This window comes from Jiangella aurantiaca (assembly GCF_004349105.1).
In the GTDB taxonomy this organism is placed as follows: Bacteria; Actinomycetota; Actinomycetes; order Jiangellales; family Jiangellaceae; genus Jiangella; species Jiangella aurantiaca.
Window position 1 is genome coordinate 35,327 of record NZ_SMLB01000008.1, and the last position, 19,806, is coordinate 55,132.

Consider the following 19,806-nt stretch of genomic DNA (forward strand, 5'->3'; position numbering starts at 1 on the left):
TTCGTCGACGAACGGCGCACGAGTGATGATCTCTCGCTTGTGACTCGGGTGCCTTCACCATGGGTCTCTCCTGCTAGGTCAGGTTGGGATCAAGTCCGAGCAACCCGAATCGGCATCGCCGCTGTCGGCCTCCAGCGACACATGATGGGCCGAGGTGTGTTTGCGCCCGGGGTTGGACGTGGCGTCAGTCTCGAGGGCAACTGTCCACGTGCAGGAACTGCCGGCATTCGTCGTCGGTGAGAGTCCGGGTGACCCGACTGCGGGCGAGCTCGACGAACTCGTCGATGGGCAGCAGATGAACGGCCACCGTCCCGTCCGGACTGGCGGACGCTAGCAACCGGCCGTCCGGGCTGAAGTCGACACCGAAGACGAGCCTGTCGTGGCCGTGCAGCGTGAGCAATTCCTGACCCGTCGCCAGGTCCCAGAGCTTCGTCGTGCCGTCGTCGCTGGTCGTGGCGGCCCGGGTCTCGTCCTGGCTGACGGCTATCTGACTCACCACGACGTCGTGGCCGCGCAGGGTGAGCAGTTCCGCGCCTGTTTCGGCGTCCCACACCCTGGCGCTGCCGTCGGTGCCCGCCGTGTACAGCCGGCCGCTCGGGCCGAAGGTGACTCCCTCGATGGGTCCCTGGTCGGTGGTTATCGTCCGGACGTGCCGCAGGGTAGCCGCGTCCCATATGGTGACCGCGCCGTTCTGCTCACCCGCTGCCAGGTAGCGGCCGTCCGCGCTGAAGGCGACGGTCCACGAGGTACCGCCGGCCAGCCGCAGTGTGTCCTGCGGCTCACCGGTGGCGGCGTCCCAGAGCCGGACGGTGCCATCCTCGCTGGCCGTTGCCAGTTGCCGGCCGTCCGGGCTGAAGGTCACCGTGCGAGCCGATCCCTCATGGCCGGCAAGCGTGAAGAGCAACTCACCGGTGCGCAGATCCCACACCGGCTGGGTCAAGGAAGCGTCGGACGCGGCTGCCAGCAGCGTGCCGTCGGGGCTGAAGGCCACCGTCGTCAGGGCGGGCTCGTGGCCAGTCAGCGTGATGATCTTCTCGCCGGTCGCCGCGTCCCAGACGTTCACGCCGGACGGTTCGGCGGGGGCGGCGAAGGTCGTGCCGTCCGGGCTGAATGCCACCCCCGCGAAGATCTCCTCGACGCCGGGAACCGTGAACAGGTCCCGGCCACCACCCACGCTGACGTCCCACACCCGCGTGGTGTCGTCGAAACCCGTCGTCACCAGCTTCGTGCCGTCCGGCGCGAAGGCGAGGTCACGGATACCGACCGAGTGGCCGGCGAGCGCCAGGAGCTGGCGTCCGGTATCGACGTCCCACACGCGGGCGATGGCATCGCTGCCCCCGGTGGCTACTCGCCTGCCGTCCGGACTGAACGCAACGGTCCAGAGCGGTGACGGGGTCGCCAGGATCCCCACCTGTGTGCCGGAGCGCGCATCCCACAGCCGGGCCGTGCCGTCCACGCCGGCGGTGCCGAGGGTGGCGCCGTCCGGGCTGAAGACGACGCGTTCCACGCCCCAGTGGTAGCCCTCGAGGGTTACCTCCACCTCGCCCGAAGCCAGGTCCCAGACCTGCGCCACCCCGGCACTGTTGATGCTCCCGAGCCGGCTTCCATCCGGGCTGAAGGCCGCGCGGAAGACATCCGGCTCGGTGCCGTTCAGCTGACTGAGCTCCTGGCCGGTGGCGGGGTCCCAGATCCGGATGGTCCCGTCCGCGCCGCCTGTCGCAAGCTGCTGGCCGTCCGGACTGAAGGCCGGGTGATTCGCACCGCCGGAGTGGCCGTGGATGGTCCGGAGCTCCGCAGCGGTGATCGCGTCCCAGACCCGCACCGTGCCGTCGTCGTGAGTGGTGGCGACCGTCATGTCGTCCGGGCTGAAGGCGACGCCCGATGCTCCCTGGGTGTCGGGGAAGGAGAGCAACTCCTCGCCGGTCCGGAGATCCCACACCGTGACGGGCTGGTCGAATCCACCGACCACGACTCGGGAGCCGTCACTGCTGACAGCCATGACGAAGCCGCCCTGCGGGACCGTGTGCACGATCCGGGTCGACTTCACGGCCCGGCGCAACGCCTCCTCGGCTTCCCGCAGCACGGTGCCGTCCGCGTCCCGCGTGACGTCGACCGCCTCGAGGGCGAGCAGGATGCTGCGCTCCGGATCCTCCGCGAGGTTGGCCACGGCGGCGGCAGCGAGCTCGCGGGCGCCGGCGACCCGTGCTTCGCGGTCCGAACTTCGCCATTGGACCATCGCGACCGCGGCGGCCACGGCAAACGCGATCAGGCCGGCGACCATCACGAGGCGCAGCCGTCCTCGGCGCCGGCGCGACGCCGCGGCCTGGGCGTCACGCAGGTCCCGGCTGGCGGCCAGGTACTCCTGCTCCTCAGCGGACAGCGCGATGCCGGTACGTCCCTGCCAGGCCAGCGCCTGCTCGAGCCGGGAGCCATGCAGCGCGAAGCTCGAGTCACGATCGGACTCGAGCCAGTCGCGGGTGGCCGTGTTGACCCGCCGGTGGAGCAGAAGGTCCTCTCGCTGCTCGTCGATCCAGTCACGCAGCCGGGGCCACTCCCGGAGCAGGGCCTCGTGGGCCACCTCGACCGTTGGTCCTCGGGTGACCGGGTCGTTGTCGAACGACAGCAGCCGGAACGTGCCGTACTGGTTGACGGCGAGCTCCAGCGCCGGCTGGTCGACGGCGAGGCTGGAGAGCTCCGACTGCCGCACCCTGCGCCGGGTGTCGCCCGCGGCCTCCTCGTCGACCGTGACCAGCCGGAGAAAGAGCTGCCGGGCGACCTCCTGCCCGCTGGGAGCCAGTTCCGAGTAGAGCGCCTCAGCGCGCCGGCCCAGCGCACCGACGACTCCTCCGGTGGCCTCGTACCCAGCGATGGTCAGCTGGTCATCGTCGCGGGCCGAGAACAGTTCGGTCAGGGCGTACTGCAGGAGCGGCAGGCCGCCGGGCTGGTTCTCCACGTCGGCGATGACCCGGCCAACCAGGCCTGGCTCGACCTCGACGCCGACGGCACGTGCGGGCGCCGCGATGGCCTGAGCCAAGCCTTCGGCAGCCATCGGGGCCACCGTGACCAAGCCGTCGGTGAGGACCGAGGCGAACTCGGGGTACTCGAGCGGCCGGTGGAAGTAGTCGGCTCGCATGGTCAGGACGACTCGGATCCGGCTGCGCTGGTCTGCGGCGACCGCCACGAGGTTCTCCAGGAACAGCCGCCGGGTCGACTCCGACGCCACCGCGGAGAACAGTTCCTCGAATTGGTCGATGACCAGAACCAGCCGGCTGTCGTCAGCGGGCAGGATCTGCTTGGTGACTCGAAGCAACCCGTGGTCGTCCGAGCTGAGGTCGTCCACCAGCCCGGGCGGGTGATCGACGGCGACCCGCAGGAGCGCCGCGGCCAGTTCCTCGAACGGGTAGGACCCCGGGAACATGTTGGTCACCAGCCATGCGCGCGAGCCGGGCAGCCCACCGGCTCTCAGCCGCGGGACGAGGCCGGCCCGGACGGCTGACGACTTGCCGCTGCCCGATGGGCCTACGACGGACACGACCGAGCTGGAGCGCACCGCCTTCAGCAGCTCGTCGATCAGGGAGTCACGCCCGTGGAAGTCCAGCGCGTCGGACTCGAGAAAGGCGCGCAGCCCTTTGTACGGGTTACGGATCGGCTCGGCGGAGCGCCGCCGATCCGCTGGCGCGGCGGCCGCGACGATGTCGGCCCCGAGCGCCTGTCGGACCGCACGCAGCAGATCGTCGATCCGCGGATACCGGTTGGCAGGCTGGTCGTCGGTCGCTCGCCTCAGTACGTCGTCCAACTCGTTGGGCAGGCCGGCCCGGACGGATGCGATCGATGGCAGCGGCCGCCTCGCTGGTGGCCGTTCGCCGGTGAGTAGCTCGAAGATCAAGACTCCGAGGCTGAACACATCGGAGACCGGACCGTGCGGCTCGCCTCTGACCTCCTCCGGCGGTACGTAGGACAACGAGGTCGTCATCGGTGCACCCGCGTCGTCGGTCAGCCGGGCGGCGATGCCGAAGTCGGACAGATACGCGTTGCCGTCGTCGTCGAGCAGGATGTTGGCCGGCTTGACGTCGCGGTGGACGACGCCATGCCGGTGGGCATAGGAGAGTGCATCCCCCACCTGGTCCAGAAGCCGTAGCGCGGGTGGCAGGTTCCAGCCTCCTCTGCGCAGTGCCTCGGACAGGCTGCCGCCCCGCATCAGCGGCGTGACGAGGTACGCCCCGCTGGGATCGCGGAAGTAGTCGAACAGCGGGACCACGTGGGGGTGCTCCAGCTGGGCGACGGTGCGCGCCTCGGACTCGAAGCGGCGCACGAAGTCGGGACGGTTGGCGTACTCGGGACGGACCATCTTGACCGCCACCTCGCGCCCCACGGAGGGCTGGTATGCGCGGTGGACGACACCGAAGTCACCTTGTCCCAGCGGTTCGCGAAGCTCGTAGCCACGCACCATCCAAGCACCGGCGTCGCCTGCCGTCCGTTCGGCACCCGGCGCGATTCGAGCCGCCAGCTCGGGATCCTGCTCGAGGATCCGCTGCTGCAGGTCGCGTAGTTCGGACGACGGGTCGATGCCCAGCTCGTCATGGAGAAATGTGCGGGTCTGCTGGTAGACGCCGAGTGCCTCCGCCTGCCGGCCCGAGCGGTAGAGAGCCAGCATCTGCTGGGCCCGGAAGCGCTCGCGCACGGGATTGTCCCTCGCCAGGGTCTCCAGTTCACCGATCACTTGCGCATGGTTGCCCGTGGCCAGATCCGCGTCGATGCGGTACTCGACCGCCGTCAACCGCAGTTCCGTGATGCGCGCCACCTCGGGGACCAGCGCCGGAGTGCTGCCGAGATCTCCGTACGCCGCTCCTCGCCACAACCCGAGCGCCCGTGCGAGCGCTGAGCGGGCGGCGACCGGGTCGGCCGGCAGCAGCCGGCGACCCTCCGCCGTGAAATGCTCGAAGGCCAGGACGTCGAACGACTCCGCTGTGACATCGACGCGATAGCCGTCGCCACGGCGCGTGATCTGCTCGCTCCCGAGTTCCTTACGCAGGGTGGAGATGTACACGTGGAGCGAGCTGCGGGCTCCCTCCGGCGGCGCTCCGGCCCAGACCGCGTCGATCAGGGCATCCTGCGACACGGTCTCGCCCGCGTGGGTCAGGAGCACGGCGAGCACCAGGCGTTGCCGCGGTCCACCAAGGACCAGCTCCGCCCCGTTGCGAAGAGCGGAGAGCGGACCCAACGCCCGGTACTCCACCGGTACCCCCCATTTTGTGGGCGTGCTACCCACCTACTCGAAGGTACCGGTGCCGGCCGGTGAAGTCCCGAGCTGACCGGCGCCAGGTTCCTTCGCTCCGATCACGTCAATGGGAACCGTGGGCTCCTGCTTCGACCTCGCAGTCGGCAGGCGCCGCCACGCCCTCGGTGATGGTCAGCGGTCCCTCCGCCGGGACATCGAAAAAGGTCGCCACGACGACCGTCACGCCCTCCGAGGCGGAGTTGAACGCCGTGTGCACGGTGCCGTTGCCCGGGTCGACGAAGGCGGTGCCGCTCGGATAAGGCCGCTCGACACAGTCAGTTCCCTGCACGTAGGTCAGCTCACCCTCGATGACGTTGACGATCACCGGGCCAGGGTGGGTGTGCCAGGGGAAGCGCGCACCGGGCTGCACCGTGATCTGCGCGGCCGCGGTACGAGACGGGTCGGGCATCTTGAGGACGTTGGTCGCCGTCCCGTCGAGCTTGACCTTGAACTGCCCGGTGACGTCGTCGGTGAACTCACTGCGCGGTGTCAGCATGACCACGTCGATGGACGGCTGAACCTCATGCGCGCCGCCGTGGCCGCCGGCCTTCTGTCCGGCCCGGGCCGTCAAGAATGCCACGTAGGCGTCTTGCTCGGCCGCGCTGGCCGCGCGCTCCTGTGCCGCCGCGGCCGGCGCCGTTTGCGGCTGTGTAGTGCTGGCATCGCCGCACCCGGCCAGTGCGAGTACTGCGATGGCCGCGACGCCGAGGATTGCTCGTCGCATGCTGTCTCCCTTGTCGAATTGGCGCCTCGCGCCGTGGTCTGGATGCGCTCCAGCCTCGGGCGGCGCGCTTGGCATCGAGCAGAAGTGCGCTTGGTGCCCGCTTAAGGCACTGAGTGCGACCGCCTCTTGCAGTCCCATGTGCGAGGCCTGCGTCGGCATTGCTGCACATACATGCGTTAACGCCCGCCCGACCCGCAGGAGGTGATGTTCTCGGCCCAGCTCCGCCGCCGCGAGTCGGCCTGACGACGAGCCGGAGCCGTCACGGCGCGGCGAGGCCGGCGTCGGGCCCGCGCACGCCGGTCAGCTCGGCCTCGGTGAACGACGTGGCCAGCTCGCCGACGGCGAGCGGTACCGGCGCGGGCCGCCCGCACCTCCGGCAGCCGACCGGCCCCACCGGAACCCTCGGACCGCCCGCTCCCGCAGCTCGGACGCACTCGAGGTCAACGCTCGCCCCGTCACTCCTGAGCAGGAAGGAACGCCGCGGTATCGAAGTAGGTGGCGAACCGGCGCACCTTGGCCTCGTCGTCGAATGTCAGCACCGAAACACCGTCGTACTCGATCGACCGGCCAGCATCCAACCGACCACGAGTGCGCCACTCGAGCACTGCGAGGTCGCCGCCTTCCTGGATCGTCGTGAAATCGGTGCGCACCTGCGAGAACTGGTTGCGGTAGCTGCTCCAGAACTCGGTCACGCCCTGCGGAGTGGACCGGTTGCTCTCGGATCGGACCAGCTCGGGCGACTCGGCGAAGCAAGCGACGAGCTCGTCTGGGTCGCCGCTCTCCTCGAACCGTTTCAAAGCATCGGCGAAGGCCTGCGCGCGGCCATCTGTGTTCATGCACGAAACGGTGCCCGAGTCGCCGCTTCCTAAACAGGCCCCGGAGCCCACGCGATGCATCCAGTGCCGATCCGTTGGATCCGCAGCACCGTCGTCGTCCTTCGCCGGCTGGGTCGCGACTGTCGCCGCGTGAAACGGAATGACGCAGGTGTGTCTGTCCGGAAAAGAGTGGGGTATGGGAAGGCCCCTGTCCGCTGGTTCGTCATGGACACCCGCTGACGGCACCAACGAGCAGGCGGAACCTGGGAAGTCGGCCCATCCGAACCCGTCGCGGCACGAGCGCGACCGTGCGAACGGCGAGATGGAGCGAACCGCCGCCGCGTGCTGCCAGTTTCCGCCGGAAGGGACCGCCGGCATGCATCGGCGGCAGGCCACGGAGGTTCACCATGAGAATCGTCATCACTGGCGCGACCGGCAACATCGGCACCGCGCTGCTGCGTCGGCTCATACGGGCCGGCGGTCACCAGATCGTCGGTCTGGCCCGTCGACTGCCGGACGACCCCGAGGTCGTGCCGGGCGGCGGCGCGGTCGAGTGGCGCGCGGTCGACCTCAGCCTCGACGAGGCCGTGCACACACTCGTCGAGGCATGCCGTGGGGCCGACGCAGTCGTCCACCTGGCGTGGGGCTTTCAACCCTCCCATGACCTGAAGTACCTCGAGGAACTCGGGGTCGGCGGCACCCGGCGGGTCCTGGAGGCAGCCACCGCATCCGACGTACCGCACCTCGTGCACATGTCCTCGGTCGCCGCCTACTCCCCCAAGTCCGACGACGTGCACGTCGACGAGTCCTGGCCGACCGGCGGGGTGCCCAGCTCGCGCTACAGCGTCCACAAGGCCGCGGCCGAGCGGCTCCTCGACCGGCACGAGGCGACCGGCCACAGCACTTTGATCAGCCGGATGCGACCCGGCATCGTCGGGCAGAGGACGGCGGGGAGCGCGCTGCTGCGTTACGGCCTACCGGCGATCGTCCCCGCGAAGTTGCTCGACCACATCCCTGTCGTCCCGCTCGACCGAGGCCTTCGTTTCCCGGTGGTTCACGCCGATGACGTGGCCGACGCGATCGCCCAAGAGCTGGACCGGATGGTCGGCGGCGCGTTCAACCTGTCCGCTGAGCCGCCGATCAGGACCGACCGGATCGCCGAGGTGCTCGGAGCCCGCCCGATCCACGTGCCGTCGTTCGTCGTGCGCACGGTGATGTCCGCGGCCTGGCACGCCCGGCTCCAGCCGGTGGACACCGGGTGGTTGGACATGGGGTTCGCGCTGCCGCTGCTCGACTGCTCGCGGGCTTCCCGTGAGCTCGGCTGGTCGCCTAGCGTCGATGCCATGACGGTCTTGCGCGAGATCATCGATGGAATGCGTGAGGCCGCCGCGGCCCCGACCCCCGTGCTGCGGCGCCGCAGCGTCCCGCGTGCCCTGCGCGACTTCGTCCGGCGGGGGTCAGTGGGCCAGCGGAACCAACCCTGACCACCACCACCGGTGCCAGCGTGCGCTCCAGCGGGTCGTACCGCAATCGCTCGCCGGCATCCAGCGTGTTCGGTTGCTGGCGGGCCTGGGTGGTGCCATGAGCCGACTCGAATGGAACGCTCCATTTGGAGGCCTACCAGTGCGAGCGATCGCGTGCACCGCGGCCCAGTTCGCCGCCCACTGCCGATGACGCCCAGAGTGGGGTCACGCGGTCAGCGCCCTGAGCGGATGGCGATTCCCAGGAAGATGCCGACCACGAAACCAACGCCGCCGGCGACCATCGTGGCCATGTTGCCGGCCTGCATGGCCGCCATCGTGGCGCTGGAACCGGCATGCGCGGCGGCCTGAGTGGCCTGAGCACCTGTCAGCGCTGCTGCACCGGCCGCCTGTGCGGTCTCCACGGCACGTAGCCGCTTCTCGATCTCTCGGTCGTCCACGGTCGCTCCCTTGTTGTCATCGTCGATGGACATCAACTGCTGCCTCCCCGTCCTGCCCCGGCTCCTGGAACCGCCGGTCCACATTCGCTGGTGATCGGTCGTACGACTGACGGCGCACCCCGAGAAGCTCTGCCACGGGCGGCTACGCGGACCGCGCAGCGCTCAATACCCTGCGCCGCAACAGCTATGCACATGTGCCGGCCCGTCACACCACCATGAGCGGGCGACCCCGCGGCTGCGCATGAACGCGGCGGGGTTGGGCATTGCTTCGGCACATCCGGATCGACTCTCTGAGAGGGGAACATTGTGCGTGCCCTACGACTGGCCGCAGCCGGCGCCGGGGCGCTCGTGTTGAGCGTCGTCCCGCTGTCCGCGCAGGCACAACAGCAGCTGTCCGAACAGGACCAGGCCTTCCTCGTGCAGGCCCACCAGAACAACCTGGCCGAGATCGCCGCCGGTGAAGCTGCGGTGAACCAGGCGGCGACCGAGCTGGTCCGCGCCCAAGGTCAGATGCTGATCACCGACCACACCACGCTCGACGAGTCCGTGCGCCATGTCGCCGACGCTCACGGCGTCGAGCTGCCAGCCGAGCCGACCGCGGAGCAGCAGGCCCAACTGGCCGAGGTCACCGCCCAGCAGGGCGCCGCGTTCGACCAGGCGTGGACGCAGCTGCAGATCGCCGGCCACCAGGCCGCCCTCGCGTTGGGCGAGCAGGAGATCCAGAACGGCAGCAACGCGGAGGTCATCGCGCTGGCCGAGAACGCCGCCCCGGTCATCCAGAAGCACCTCACGATGCTCGAGTCCGGGGAGGCCCCCGCACCGGACGGCGTCAATGCCGGCACCGGCGGGCAGGCCGCCTGGCAGAACGGCGCCGGGCCGTTGCCGTGGATCGTGGCCGGCTGCGGTCTGGTCGTCATCGCCGTCAGCGTGGCCGCGTTGCGCCGCCGAGCATGACCCGCCACCCCGGCCGGGTCGACGCTCGGCGGGTCGTTGCCGCGGGCGGGCTCGCGCTGGGGACCACGCTGCTGGCCGTCGCGGCGAACCTCGCCGCGACGGCCGATCCGGTTCCTGACGGCGACACGCCGACGGTGGGCGCGGACACGGCAGATCTCGGCACACGTGCGGGCCGCACCGCCGCCGCGGCCGCTGAGGCGGCGTCATCGGGTCCGACGGCGACCCGGCCGGTCGCCTCGCCCACGCCGCGGGCCGCAAGCGCCGCACCCGTGCGACTGTCGCTGCTGGGCCAGGATGTCCCGTTGGAACCGGTCGGCATCCTGGCCGACGGCAGCATGGAGCTCCCGCGGACCCCGGACGCCGGCGGCTGGTGGGCACCCGGACCGGCGCCCGGCAGCCCGTCCGGGACCGTCGTCATCGCCGGTCACGTCGACACCGCCGAACACGGCGCCGGGATCTTCGCCGAACTGGCCTCGATACCGCCGAAGACACCGATCACCGTCACGACCGCGGACGGGCGCGTCCACCACTACGTCGTCATCGGTCTGAGCCGTCATGACAAGGACGGTCTCCCGGCCGGCCTGTTCACCAGCACCGGCCCCCCACGGCTCGCGCTCATCACCTGCACCGGCGCCTTCGACCCCGACGCAGGCGGCTACCAGCAGAATCTCATCGTCATCGCCGAGTCCAGCTGAGCTCAGACCCCACCACTCATCGATGGCGGCGGGTCAGGGGGCCGGAGGACCAGCCGTCGCCTCGGATTCGTGGAGGTGCTGTTGTCGTCGCCGGATGCGGGCAACGGCTAGGTGACGCGATCCGGAGCGACGGAGGAGCCGTCATGAGGCGATCGTGCGGCAACTCGCACCACAAGAGGCACCACGACGCGACATGCTGCACTAGCGTGCGGCAAAGAGCACGCTCTGAGCTGGGCGAACTGTGTAGGGCGGGTGGGACTCGAACCCACGACCCAGGGATTATGAGTCCCCTGCTCTAACCGGCTGAGCTACCGCCCCGGGAGCGGCGAGCGAACTGCTCGCGCCCGAGAACCTTACCTCGACGGCGGCGTGGCACCGGCCACCCGGACCGGCTGACGGGGACAGGCGGACGCCCCGGGGCTGCGGTCCCCGGGGCGTCCGTGGTCATCCTCCTAGTGGTGTCCGGCGTGGTGCGCGGGCGCGTCCTCGGCGGACGGCTCGGCGGCCGCCGACGAGCTGGCCTTCGCCGCGGCCGGCTCGGCGGGCGGCGTCGTGCCGACGTCGGACGCGGCCGCGGTGCGGGTCAGCATGCCCCGCTCCCGGCTGGTGATGACGCCCTCGGCGACCAGCTCGTTCGCGACCTCGGTGACGTGCCGGACGAACGCGCCGTGGTTCGGCCACTCGCCCTCGTCGTCGATGAGGTCGTTGATCGTGCAGCCGTCGCCGCTGTCGACGTTGGCCACGAGCGAGTCGAGGTCGCCGATGACCACCGTCGGGCGGGTGTCGGAGTCGGGGCAGGCGTCGCCGTCGCGCTCGACGACGGTGAACGTCACCGCACCCACCTCCGACGCGTTGCCCGCGTTGTCCGTCGCCCGGTACCGGACGGTGTGCTCGCCGACGGACGAGACGACGACCGGCCCGGTGTACGGCACGAACGCGCCGTCATCGAGCGAGTAGACCACCGACGCCACGCCGGACTGGGTGTCCGTCGCGGTGACGGTCACGGTCGCCGAGTCGACGTACGCACCGTCCGGGTTCTGCTCGCCGGACACCGTCCCGGCCACCGCCGGCGGCGTGGTGTCGTCCGGCTCCGGCGCGACCACGGCGAACGTGACGGACTCGACCGGCGCGACGTTGCCGGCGTTGTCCGTCGCCCGGTACTGCACCGTGTGGGTGCCGACGGCAGAGACGACGACCGGTGCGGTGTAGGCCACGAACCCGGCGCCGTCCAGGTTGTACTCGATCGACGCCACGCCGGACTGGGTGTCCGACGCGGTGACGGTCACCGTCGCCGATCCGATGTAGTCGCCCGCGGGGTTCTGCGATCCCGCGACCGACGCCGACGTGTCCGGCGCGGTGGTGTCGTCGGGCTCCGGCTCGACGACGGCGAAGGCCACCGACTCGACCGGCGAGGTGTTGCCGGCGTTGTCGGTCGCGCGGTACTGGACGACGTGGTCGCCGGTGGCGGTCACGACGACCGGTGCGGTGTACGGCTGGAACGAGCCGCCGTCCAGCGCGTAGGCGATCGAGGCGACGCCTGACCCCGCGTCCGACGCCGTCACCGTGACGGTCGCCGACCCGACGTACTCGCCGTCCTCGTTCTGGTCACCGGCCACGGCCGCGGACACGTCCGGCGGGGTCGTGTCGTCGGGTTCCGGCTCGACGACGGTGAACGACACCGACTCGACCGGTGCGACGTTGCCCGCGTTATCGGTCGCGCGGTACTGCACCGTGTGGTCGCCGAACGCGGTCACCACCAGCGGCGCCGTGTACGCCGTGAAGCCTGCCCCGTCGAGGTTGTACTCCACCGACGCCACGCCCGAGCCCGCATCGGTCGCGGTCACCGTGACGGTCGCGGACCCGACGTAGTCGCCGTCCTCGTTCTGGTCACCTGCCACCGCGGCGGACACGTCCGGCGGGGTGGTGTCGTCGGGTTCCGGCTCGACGACGGTGAACTGCACCGACTCGACCGGCGAGGTGTTGCCGGCGTTGTCCGTGGCGCGGTACTGCACGGTGTGGTCGCCCAGCGCCGTCACGACCACGGGGGCCGTGTACGGCTGGAACGCGCCGCCGTCCAGCGCGTAGGCGATCGAGGCGACGCCCGACTCCGCGTCGGTGGCGGTGATCGTCACGGTCGCCGACGCCACGTAGTCGCCCTCGTCGTTCTGCTCGCCGGTCACGGCCGCCGAGACGTCCGGCGGCGTCGTGTCGTCCGGCTCCGGCTCGACGACGGTGAACTGCACCGACTCCACGGGCGCCAGGTTCCCGGCGTTGTCGGTCGCGCGGAACTGGACGACGTGGTCGCCGACCGACGAGACCACCACCGGCGCGGTGTACGCGGCGAACGCGGCTCCGTTCAGGCTGTACTCGACCGACGCGACACCCGAGCCCGCATCGGACGCGCTGATCGTCACCGTGGCCGACCCGACGTAGTCGCCCTCGGGGTTCTGGTCACCAGAGACCGCGGCGGAGATGTCCGGCGGGGTGGTGTCGTCCGGCTCCGGCTCGACGACGGTGAACGACACCGACTCGACCGGCGCCACGTTCCCGGCGTTGTCCGTCGCCCGGTACTGCACCGTGTGCGTGCCGATCGCCGTCACCTGGACCGGCGCCGTGTAGGGCTGGTACGCGCCGCCGTCCAGCGCGTACTCCACCGACGCGACCCCGGACTCCGCGTCCGTCGCCGTGACGGTCACCGTCGCCGAGCCGACGTAGTTGCCCTCGTCGTCGCGCTCGCCGGCCACCGACGCGGAGATGTCCGGCGGGGTTGTGTCCTCCGGCTCCGGCTCGACGACGGTGAACGACACCGACTCCACCGGCGCCACGTTCCCGGCGTTGTCCGTCGCCCGGTACTGCACCGTGTGCGTGCCGATCGCCGTCACCTGCAGCGGTGCGGCGTACGCCTGCCAGCCGCCGTTGTCCAGGTTGTACTCGACGGTGTCGACGCCCGACCCGCTGTCGGTCGCGCTGACCGTGACGGTGGCCGAGCCGATGTAGTCGCCCTCGGCGTTCTGATCGCCCGCCACGGACGCGGACACGTCCGGCGGGGTGGTGTCCTCGGCGCCGCTGACGACCAGTAGGCCGGTCATCGAGCCGTGGCCGGGGAACGCGCAGAAGTACCGGTAGACACCGGGGGTGAGAGTGACCTCTGCCTGGTGGCGCCCACCGTTCGCGTCGAACGGGTTCGCGGTGATGTCGAGGTTCACGTCCTGGTTGTACTGCGGGTCGCTGGTGTCGAACGTCAGCGTGTGCGGCATGCCGCTGGTGTTGCCGGTGGCCACGCTGTTCTCGAAGACGATCGTCGTCGGCCCGGCGACCGCCGTGGCCGGCGCCGACGCGTATGCCGTCACGCTGTTGTTGGCGGTCCAGGTCAGCGTCTGCGCGGCCGCGGTCTCGGCCGCCTCCGCGCCCGCGTCCGCCGAAGCCGCGGATGAAGCCTGCGACGGCGTCGACGCGGCCGCCGGCGCGCCGCGCAGGGCGGCGGCCGCCGGCACGAGGCCGACCGCCATGAGGGCCACGGTCAGCACCGCGACGACGACGCCCTGGGGCGTCACCCGCCGGCGGCCGGACCGGCCCGTCGAGGGATGGCGGCCGGTGAGGTCCGCCCAGAGTCGTTGAAGCATCAAGTGCCGCACCTCTTTCGTGAATCCGCGAGACGCCGAGCGTCCCGGCGGCCGAGGCCCGCCGGGTCCTACAGCTCCCGGACTCGGATGTTGCGGAACTCGATCAGGTCGTTGTTGCCGTGGTTCTGCAACCCGATGTATCCGCTGAGGAACTGCCGCAGGTCGGTCGGCGGGTCACCCGCACGAGACGACTGCTTGCCGGGCGTGTTGTCGAACTCGTTGATCACCACGCCGTTGCGGATGATCGTGTAGTGCTGACCCTCGACCCGGATCTCGTAGTCGTTCCACTCGCCCTTGGGCGTGGCGCCGGAGCCGGGCAGCGCGATCGGGTCGAAGTTGTAGACCGACCCGGTCTTCTGCGGTTCGCCGGTGGTGCCGTCGTAGATCTGGATCTCCTGGCCGCAGTAGATCGCGACCCAGGCCGGCGACGTCGCCGCGGCGCCGATCCGGCCGCACTCGGGCCGCTCCGCCAGCGGGGTGTTCGGGTTCGGGAACCGGATGAACACACCACTGTTGGCCCGGGTGTTGCCGGCGGAGACGTCGCGGAACTGCAGCCGGACGGAGTAGTCGGCGAACTCCCGTTCGGCGTACCAGAGCATGCCCAGTCCGCCGCGGCTGATGATCGTCCCGTCGTCCTGCAGCTCGAAGAAGCCGCCCGGCGCCTGGGACCACCCCTCGAGGGACTCGGCGGTCCCGTCGAAGATGGCGTCCCAGCCGGTGTCGCCCGGCGTGCCGATCTCGGACGCCGCGGCCAGCCGGGTCAGCGTCGCCTTCTCGCGCGCCGTGATGACACCGTCCGCCGCCAGGCCGTTCGCGGTGTCGGTGACGTGCCGGACGAACTGGCCGTGGTTCGGCCAGCTGCTCTCGTCGTCGATGAGGTCGTTGATGGTGCAGCCCTCGCCGACGACGTCGTTCGCCACGCCGGTGTCGGTGTCGCGCAGCCAGACGGTGTCGCGGTCGTCCGGCACGGCGCACCCGACGGTGACGTCGATCTCGGTGGTCATGGTCTCGCCGTCCGCGTACGTGACGGTGAGCGTCGCGGTGTAGGTGCCCACCGCGCCGTAGGTGTGCCGCGGGTTGGCCTCGTCAGACGTCCCGCCGTCGCCGAAGTCCCACGCGTAGGACACGCCGCCGGAGCGGGCGCCGGTGAAGGCGATGGTCAGCGGCTTGTTCTGCACGGCCGTCGCCGACGCCGTGGCCACGGGGGTGGCCGGGCCGCCGTTGTAGACGACGCGGATCAGCTTCTGGTTGGGCGTGAGGCTGAAGAAGCCGCTGCTGTAGTCGGACATGTACAGCGCGCCGTCCGGACCGAACCGCGAGGTCATCATCCAGCTCTGCAGCCGGTCGTTCGCTCCGCCCTGCGGGATGATCGACAGCAGACTCTCCGCGAACAGCGGCGGGGCCTGTTCCTCTATGCCCTCGGGGTCGACGGTGACGGCGACCCGGTTGTTGGCGCCGCACTCGTCACCGAGGATCCACTTGCCCTCCCAGTAGGACGGCCACGAGATCTCGCTGTCCGGGTCGACCAGCGACTCACGGAACGTCGGCCCCGTCATGATGGCCTGGCAGCCACCACGCAGGTACGGGAACGTGTACTCGGCGGTCGCGTTGGTGTACGTCGGGATGCCGTTGCCACGGTCCGGGAAGACCGGGTTACCGCCGCTCGGCGAGTACCAGATCATGTTGTCGCGGGCGTCCGGGATGTCCACCAGGCCGGTGTTGCGCGGCGAGGTGTTCAGCAGGTTGCCCTTGCAGTCGTACCAGCCGGTGAACACCGACGCGTCGGTGTTGCTGCGATCGCGGTACGGCTGCCGGTTGCCCATGCAGAACGGCCAGCCCTGATTGCCTGCCGACGTGATGATCGTCGCCGTCTCGTACTTCGCCGGGCCCAGGTCCGGGCTCGGGTTGGAGGCGTCCGGGCCGACCCACGCGGCGTGCAGATAGTCCGTCACCGGGTCGACGTAGAGGGTCGAGATGTTGCGCACGCCCATGACGTAGATCTCCGGGCGGGTCTTGCCGCCGCCCTCCTCCTGACCGGTGAACAGGTTGCCCTCGGGAATGGTGTACGTGCCGTCGGGCTCCGGGTGGATCCGCAGGATCTTGCCGTTCAGGTCGTTCGTGTTGCCCGACGTGCGGCGGGCGTCCTGGAACGAGATGCCGGCGAACTCGCGGGTCCAGTCGTTGCCCGAGTAGCCGCGCAGCGGGCTCCCCGAAGGGGCGGTGTTCTCCGACGAGTTGCTGTCGCCGACGCCGATGTACAGGTTGCCCTCGGAGTCGAAGTCCATGCCGCCGCCGGCGTGGCAGCAGCTGTGGATCTGGGTCTCCCAGGACAGCAGGTCCTTGCGGCTGTCGAGGTCGATCTCCGCGGTCTCGTGGTCGTACGTGAACCGCGACACCGTCCGATCGCCGACGCGGCGCACCTTGTCGATCGACTCGTACGGCATCCAGTAGACGTACATCCAGCCGTTGTCCATGAAGGCCGGGTCGAGCGCGATGCCGACCAGACCCTCCTCGGTCTTGATCAGCTCGCCGCCGCTGCCGCGGTTGCCGAAGACGTCGAGCGAGGTCAGCTGCTTCACATCACCCGTCTCCGGGTCCCACTGGTGGATCGTGCCGCAGCCGCGGCCGACGTTCGGGTTCTCCCACGGGACGACGGGACCGGTGGCGCAGGACGCCTTGCCGATGTAGAAGACGGTGCCGTCGGCGGCGACGTCCAGGCCGTGCGGCTCGCCGTTCTGGTCCAGCTGGCCGGGCTGGTTGGGTGCCGACAGGCGCTCGATGTCGTAGTTGGCGCCGATGGTGGCCTGGCAGTCGCCGCGCACGAGGCCGGTGGTCCACTGCAGCGCGCCGGTCAGGTGACTGCGGAACTCCGCCTCGGACCAGCTCTCCGCCGTGCCGCCCATGCCGGTGTAGAAAGAGCGGCCGCCGTCGTAGTCACGGCACCACGACACCGGGTGGAACGCGCCGTTCGCGCCGTCACCGGGGTCGTAGGTGTGCTCCTGCACCTGCGCGACGGTGTGCACCGTGCCGACCGGGTTCGGCGACCAATTGGTCCAGCGGTCGGTGAGGGTCAGCGTCAGCGGCAGGCCGTCGTTGGCCGGGTGCTGGCGGTCGACGATGCTGACCGTCGCCTCCTGCGGCTGCACCGGCTCGGGCTCGACGACCTCGCCGGCGAACAGCTGCCACTCGGCCAGCTGGGTGATGCTGTCGCCGGAGTTGCGGGTGATGTCGAGCCGGAAGTACTCGTAGGCCGTGGTGTTCTCGAACGTGTACGCCTTGGTCTGGAACCGCTCCGGGAAGTCCTCGTTGGTGCGCCGGTCCAGGTCGGTCCAGGTCGTCCCGTCGTTCGAGCCCTGCAGCGTCCAGTCCTGCGGGTCGCGGCCGGCGGCGTCGTTGGCCGACGCCAGCGCGTACTGGTTCACCGCGGCCGGCGCGGTGAGCCGCACGGTGATCTGCGCCGTCCGCACGAAGCCGAGCCACTTGGTGTTGACGTCGCCGTCGACGACCTTGGGCGCGTCCTCGTTCGGCGGGTTGTTCGCGGTGGCGCTGACGGAGGCGACGTCGAGCGGGTCCGGCAGCGCGCCGACCGGCCGGGTGCCGATCAGCCCGGTGAACCACTCCGACCGCTCCTGCGCCCGCGACGCGTCGCCGATGCCGAGGAAGCCGCCGCCGTCCTCGATGTAGGCCTCGAGCGCGTCCTCCTGCGACGGCGTCAGCTCGGTGCCCATCGCGGACAGGAAGACGACGCCCCGGTACGCGCCGAGCGTCTCGGGGGAGAAGCTTGCCGGGTCGGAGGACACGTCGACGCCGATGCCGTTCGCGGCGCCCAGCTCCTGGATCGCCGCGACGGCCGCCGCGACCGGGTCGTCCTGCTCCTCGGCCGGGCCGTGGAAGACCAGCACCTTGACGGCACCGTCGGCGTTGTTCGCCTTCGCCGCGGTCAGGGCCTGACGGGTGGCCGGGCTGGCGCTGTCGGCGGCCTCGGGGGACTTCGCGGCCGGCGCGCTCGAGGCGCTGGCCGAGGGTTCGGGCGGCTCCGGCTGCCCCTGCGCGGGCAGCGCGCTCACGCTGAGCGCCAGGACCGCCGTACTCGCCAGGACGAACGTCCGGCGCCACCGTGCGGATCTCGCCGGTGGTCCTCCCTCCGGACGGACGAGGCTGGTGCGTCTCATCGTTGCTCCTTCGATCGATGTGCGCTCGTGCCTGTGCGTTCTCGGCCCTGATGGGTGTCAGTGGTGGTGCGGGCGCTCGCCGCGGCCTGGGCCTCGCGGTCGGCCTCGGGGGCTAGCCCCCGTGGCCCGAATGTCCTACGTGTCCTCCGTGTCCTGCGTGGTAGCGGTCGATGGCCTCCTGTGCGTGGTCGGGGATGCTGCCGTCCTCGTTGCGGACCAGGAAGACGCCGGACATGCCGCCGTCGGAGTGGAACTGCACGTGGCAGTGGTACATCCACGCGCCAGGGCCGACACCTTCGCCGGCGATCACCTGGAACCCGAACGAGCTGCCGGGGTTGAGGTCCTTGTTGTCGACGGCCAGGGTGGGGTCGTTGGGGCCGTCGAGGTAACCGGTCCGGTTGTCGGCCCACCGATGGGCGTGCAGGTGGAAGGTGTGATCCACGCTGCCGTGGCCGATGCACAGCCACTCGACCCGCTCGCCCAGGACGGCGTCGAACATCGGCGTCTCGGGCGCCATCTTGTTGTTGATCGTCATGTCGTTGAACACGACGACGAACGTCTTGTCCGGCAGCACGTCGCCCTTGCGGCGGACGATGAGACCGCCGTACAGGCCCTTCTGGAGGCCCTGGGTGCCGTGGTCGCCGTAGGCGTGGTCGTGGTAGTGCCAGTAGCCCGCGCTGCCCGGCAGCCACGCCCGCCCGGCGCTCGTGGTGCGCTCGCGGGTGTGCCACACGTACGTGCGCGTCTCGCCCGGCTCGTTGAAGGAGTCGTTGAACGCGGAGCCGTCGGAGAAGACGTCGTAGTCGACGCCGTGCGGGTGGATCGAGAGCCGCTGGTTGGTGGTGTTGACCAGCGTGATCTCCAGCGTGTCGCCCTCGACGATCTCCAGCAGCGGGCCGGGGATGGTCGCCTCGCCCGGCGCCAGTCCGTAGCCGTACAGGCCACCGGGCAGCGCCTCGGCGTACATCGTCACGCGGTGGGTGGTGCCAGTGGCCCGGGCGGTGCGCAGCCCGGGAACGGCGGCGGAGCTCGGTGTCGCGAGAGCAGCGGTGGAGCCGGCGGCAACGGCGGGGAGTGCAGCCGCTCCCGCGACCGCGCCGGCCAGCACCGATCGGCGGGTGAGGTGCCCTAACCAGCCGCGTCGGACGGGGTTGTCAGCCATGGGGTCTCCATTCCGTGAGTCCCGGGGCGCCTGCACCGGAGACCGGGGATCGGGCGGACACCACCGCAGGGCATGGACGACCCCCGACGGTCGCTGATCCGAACCGACCCGTACATGGGACCGCACAGTAAAGGGGCTTTTGCATGCACGTCAACGGAAAGTTTCACGTTCGTCGGCAAATGCTCGCTTGGTAACGCTTCGAGTCGACCGCGTTCCAGATCCGATTCGACCGAAAAGACGCAGGTGCCGCCTCTGGCGGAGTTCCGTGCAGACGTATCCCGCCTCGGGTGGGTGGGCCGCCGTCCCTGGCGCTACTTAGGTCGCCGGACGGAGGACTTTTGCAAGTTACCGCAAGGTAACGGTTGTGTCAGGAGCGAGCGCCTCGATAGCGTCCAGTCGTCAGTGGTGTGGGTCACCGCAGGGCAGGGCCGAGCCTGTGGCACGACAGCACGGACGAGCGCA

General features: G+C 70.3%; 11 protein-coding genes and 1 tRNA gene. 3 read left to right on the top strand and 9 right to left on the bottom strand.

The window, feature by feature from the left end; genetic code table 11:
* Nucleotides 1–184: 184 nt before the first annotated feature.
* The 4 genes from E1262_RS08340 to E1262_RS08350 all read right to left on the bottom strand — a co-directional run bounded on the left by E1262_RS08340 (nucleotide 185) and on the right by E1262_RS08350 (nucleotide 6,838).
* Nucleotides 185–5,269 carry an nSTAND1 domain-containing NTPase gene (locus E1262_RS08340; RefSeq protein ID WP_132102676.1) on the bottom strand — a complete coding sequence of 1,695 codons (5,085 nt, stop codon included), beginning with the start codon at nucleotides 5,267–5,269 and terminating at the stop codon, nucleotides 185–187.
* A gap of 73 nt (nucleotides 5,270–5,342) precedes the next feature.
* Nucleotides 5,343–6,161, bottom strand: coding sequence for a cupin domain-containing protein (locus E1262_RS08345; RefSeq protein ID WP_132102677.1), 819 nt, complete (start codon nucleotides 6,159–6,161; stop codon nucleotides 5,343–5,345).
* Between the two features lie 100 nt (nucleotides 6,162–6,261).
* Nucleotides 6,262–6,396 carry a hypothetical protein gene (locus E1262_RS31675; protein WP_275261657.1) on the bottom strand — a complete coding sequence of 45 codons (135 nt, stop codon included), beginning with the start codon at nucleotides 6,394–6,396 and terminating at the stop codon, nucleotides 6,262–6,264.
* Nucleotides 6,397–6,457: 61 nt separating this feature from the next.
* Nucleotides 6,458–6,838 carry a nuclear transport factor 2 family protein gene (locus E1262_RS08350; protein WP_132102678.1) on the bottom strand — a complete coding sequence of 127 codons (381 nt, stop codon included), beginning with the start codon at nucleotides 6,836–6,838 and terminating at the stop codon, nucleotides 6,458–6,460.
* Between the two features lie 386 nt (nucleotides 6,839–7,224).
* On the opposite strand from E1262_RS08350, the gene E1262_RS08355 reads away from it, so the two are divergent.
* Nucleotides 7,225–8,301 (top strand): NAD-dependent epimerase/dehydratase family protein, encoded by a 1,077-nt coding sequence (locus E1262_RS08355; RefSeq protein ID WP_132102679.1) that lies wholly within the window; start codon nucleotides 7,225–7,227, stop codon nucleotides 8,299–8,301.
* Nucleotides 8,302–8,513: 212 nt separating this feature from the next.
* Here the strand turns inward: E1262_RS08355 and E1262_RS08360 are convergent, their stop codons facing one another.
* A complete protein-coding gene (locus E1262_RS08360) occupies nucleotides 8,514–8,771 on the bottom strand; it encodes a hypothetical protein (RefSeq protein WP_132102680.1) in 258 nt (85 codons plus the stop codon).
* Between the two features lie 273 nt (nucleotides 8,772–9,044).
* Here E1262_RS08360 and E1262_RS08365 point away from each other — a divergent pair, with 273 nt between their 5' ends.
* Both E1262_RS08365 and E1262_RS08370 read left to right on the top strand, forming a co-directional pair.
* Nucleotides 9,045–9,692 carry a DUF4142 domain-containing protein gene (locus tag E1262_RS08365; protein ID WP_162605820.1) on the top strand — a complete coding sequence of 216 codons (648 nt, stop codon included), beginning with the start codon at nucleotides 9,045–9,047 and terminating at the stop codon, nucleotides 9,690–9,692.
* Nucleotides 9,689–10,387 carry a class F sortase gene (locus E1262_RS08370; protein WP_132102682.1) on the top strand — a complete coding sequence of 233 codons (699 nt, stop codon included), beginning with the start codon at nucleotides 9,689–9,691 and terminating at the stop codon, nucleotides 10,385–10,387. Before E1262_RS08365 ends, E1262_RS08370 begins: the two co-directional genes overlap by 4 nt.
* A gap of 244 nt (nucleotides 10,388–10,631) precedes the next feature.
* Here E1262_RS08370 and E1262_RS08375 read toward each other — a convergent pair.
* The 4 genes from E1262_RS08375 to E1262_RS08390 form a co-directional block, all read right to left on the bottom strand.
* A tRNA-Ile gene (locus tag E1262_RS08375) sits at nucleotides 10,632–10,705 on the bottom strand.
* Nucleotides 10,706–10,839: 134 nt separating this feature from the next.
* Complete coding sequence (locus E1262_RS08380) at nucleotides 10,840–14,010, bottom strand: OmpL47-type beta-barrel domain-containing protein (RefSeq protein ID WP_203453683.1); 3,171 nt, start codon at nucleotides 14,008–14,010, stop codon at nucleotides 10,840–10,842.
* A 68-nt stretch (nucleotides 14,011–14,078) separates the two neighbouring features.
* Nucleotides 14,079–18,182, bottom strand: a complete 4,104-nt coding sequence (locus tag E1262_RS08385) for a ThuA domain-containing protein (RefSeq protein ID WP_132102683.1) — start codon at nucleotides 18,180–18,182, stop codon at nucleotides 14,079–14,081.
* Between the two features lie 112 nt (nucleotides 18,183–18,294).
* Nucleotides 18,295–19,344: a multicopper oxidase domain-containing protein gene (locus E1262_RS08390; RefSeq protein WP_132102684.1), complete on the bottom strand. Its 1,050-nt coding sequence runs from the start codon at nucleotides 19,342–19,344 to the stop codon at nucleotides 18,295–18,297.
* Between the last annotated feature and the right edge of the window lie 462 nt (nucleotides 19,345–19,806).